Here is a 2,635-nt window from a genome sequence, read left to right as displayed (position 1 = left end):
CTTCGGAAGACTGGACGGTCATTCGCCGGCCCTCACGCGTCGGGTCAGATGGGTCATGGCCTTGAGGATGTGCTTTTGGACCGCGCTGACGGAGACGCCGTACAGGGCGGCGAGTTCGGATTGCTTCATGCCTTCCAGACGGAACAGAAGAAAGATGGCGCGGGTGCGGTCGGGCAGTTCGCGCAAGGCGTCGGACACTTCGCCCAGGCTCTCGCGGCCCAGCAGAACGCGCGCGGGGTCCAGGGGTTCGAGATCGAGCGAGCCGGTGTCGAGGCTGGCGCGGTAATTGGCCCGCACCTTCTCGCGCCGGCCCCGGTCGCGCAGCAGGTTGGCGGCCATCTGGAAGATGTAGGCGTCGGCGTTGTCCATCGGGCTGGCGTGCGCCGTGGCCAGCTTGGCGAACAGCTCTTGAGTCATGTCCTCGGCGTCGCTGTGGCTGGCGGCGCGGCGCATGAAGAACGCCATCAGCGCCGGCCGATAGCGCCGGTCGAGTCTGCTCAGGTCTGGCTCGGTCGCTGGCCGCACGGTCCCGCCCAATGAAGGTCTGACGATTTTCCCAGGATGTATGACGCACGTCGCGGCAAAACACGCAGCGGCGGCCGGGAAGTTTTCGCGAGACGGGCGGCGGCGTGCGAACGTCCTTGCGGCGAAGGTCGGGGCGGGCATAACTGGTACCGTTATCATTCGCCAAGGAATGAAGCGGGAGGACGCATGGGCATCGAGGGTTTGAGGAGCGTCGCGCGACGCTCGTGGGCGGCGATCGCCGCGCTGGCTCTCGCCGCGACGACGGCGGGCGCGGCCCAGGCGGCCACGCCGGTGAAGATGGCCCTGACCTTCGACGACCTGCCCAACCACAGCGCCCTGCCGCCGGGCGTCAGCCGCATCGACGTGGCCGGCCGGCTGCTGGCGGCCTTCCACGATGCGGGCACGGGACCGGTCTACGGCTTCGTCAACGGGGTGGGCGAAGAGCGCGAGCCGGACTCGGTGGGCGTCCTGTCGCTGTGGCGCGCGGCGGGCCATCCGCTGGCCAACCACACCTGGTCGCACATCAATCTGAACGACAATCCGGTCGAGGTCTGGGAGGCCGACCTCGTGCGCAACGAGGCCCTGCTGCAAAAGCATATGGCGGGCCAGGACTGGCGCTGGCTGCGCTATCCGTTCCTGGCCGAGGGCGAGCACACGCCGGGCAAGCACGCCGAAGTGCGCAAGATGCTGAAGGCCCGCGGCTACCGGATCGCCAGCGTGACCATGAGCTTCGGCGACTACGCCTGGAACGAGCCCTATGCCCGCTGCGTGGCCAAGGGCGACGCGGCGGCGGTGGCGGTGCTGGAGGCCAGCTATCTGAAGGCCGCCCAGGACAGCCTGGACTTCGAGCGCGGCCTGTCGGCCACGCTGTACGGTCGCGACATCCCCTATGTGCTGCTGATGCACGCCGGGGCCTTCGACGCGCGGATGATGCCGAGGCTGCTGAAGCTGTACCAGGACAACGGCGTGAGTTTCGTCGGGCTGGAGGAGGCCGAGCGGGACCGGTTCTACGCCGCCGACTTCAAGACCGAGGCGACCGACGTCCCGACCACGCTCGAGAACGCCATGAAGGCCAGGGGCCTGCCGCTGCCGCCGCAAGCCGCCGCCTGGGGCGGGGCCGAGCTCGACAAGATGTGCCGATAGCGGGGAGCGTCCCCCGACCAAGGTCGGGCTAGGAAACCCGCGCGGCGCTCGGGATGAGTCTGGTCGATTGAAACAGGAGTTGCTGGTGACGTCCTTGATCCGACACGCCGACATCGATCGCCGCCGTCTGCTGGCCGGAGGCGCGGCGCTGGCCGGCGCTCTGGCCATGCCGATGGCCGCCTGCGCCGACGCGGCGTCTGAAAGCGTCGAGATCCAGATCGCCGAGGGCCGGCTGCGCGGGGTGAGGGCGGGCGGCGTCGACGCCTACAAGGGCGTGCCCTACGGGGCCAGCGTCTCGGGGGCGAACCGCTTCAAGCCGGCCAAGCCGGTCGCGCCGTGGAGCGGGGTGTTCGACGCCACCAAGCTGGGCACGTCGTCGCTGCAGGATCAGAGCACCGTCTACGGCCTGAACGAGCCGCCGCCGGGCGAGGACTGCCTGGTGCTGAACCTCTGGACCCCGGCCGGCGGGGGCAAGGGCAAGCCGGTGATGTTCTACAATCACGGCGGCGGCTACACGACCGGCTCGGGCGGCAGCACGGCCCAGGACGGCGCGATGCTGGCCCGCGAGCACGACGTGGTGGTGATCGCCACCAACCATCGGCTGGGCGTGCTGGGCTATCTGTATCTGGGCGAACTGGGCGGGGCCGAATACGCCGGCTCGGGCAACCAGGGCCTGTCCGACATCGTGCTGGCCCTGAAGTGGGTGGCCCGCAACATCGAGGTCTTCGGCGGCGACCCGGCCAACGTGACGATCTTCGGCGAGTCCGGCGGCGGAGCCAAGACCTCGTGCCTGTACGCCATGCCGTCGGTGGCGCCGCTGTTCGCCAAGGCGATCATCCAGAGCGGCCCGGTGGTGCGGGTGACGACCCCGCAGGTCGCCGCCCAGACGACGCGGATGTTCCTGGAGCAGCTGGGCATCGCCCCGGCCGACTGGCGCAAGGTGCTGGACGTTCCCGCGCCCCAGATC

Annotated in this window: 3 protein-coding genes; 2 read left to right on the top strand and 1 reads right to left on the bottom strand. The window is 69.6% G+C overall.

Annotation, left to right across the window (positions count from 1 at the left end; all coding sequences use genetic code 11):
• Positions 1-18: 18 nt before the first annotated feature.
• Complete coding sequence (locus AC1DZ6_RS23210) at positions 19-525, bottom strand: RNA polymerase sigma factor (protein ID WP_477099472.1); 507 nt, start codon at positions 523-525, stop codon at positions 19-21.
• A gap of 186 nt (positions 526-711) precedes the next feature.
• Between AC1DZ6_RS23210 and AC1DZ6_RS23205 the strand changes: the two genes are divergently transcribed.
• Both AC1DZ6_RS23205 and AC1DZ6_RS23200 read left to right on the top strand, forming a co-directional pair.
• Positions 712-1,668 carry a polysaccharide deacetylase family protein gene (locus tag AC1DZ6_RS23205; protein ID WP_477099471.1) on the top strand — a complete coding sequence of 319 codons (957 nt, stop codon included), beginning with the start codon at positions 712-714 and terminating at the stop codon, positions 1,666-1,668.
• Positions 1,669-1,753: 85 nt separating this feature from the next.
• Positions 1,754-2,635, top strand: an 882-nt coding sequence (locus AC1DZ6_RS23200) for a carboxylesterase family protein (protein WP_477099470.1), incomplete at its 3' end; no start/stop codon positions are given.

It is taken from the genome of Caulobacter sp. P1_B12_2, from assembly GCF_056406675.1.
Note: the sequence above shows the minus strand (reverse complement) of the source record. Positions and strands in the feature narration are given on the sequence as shown.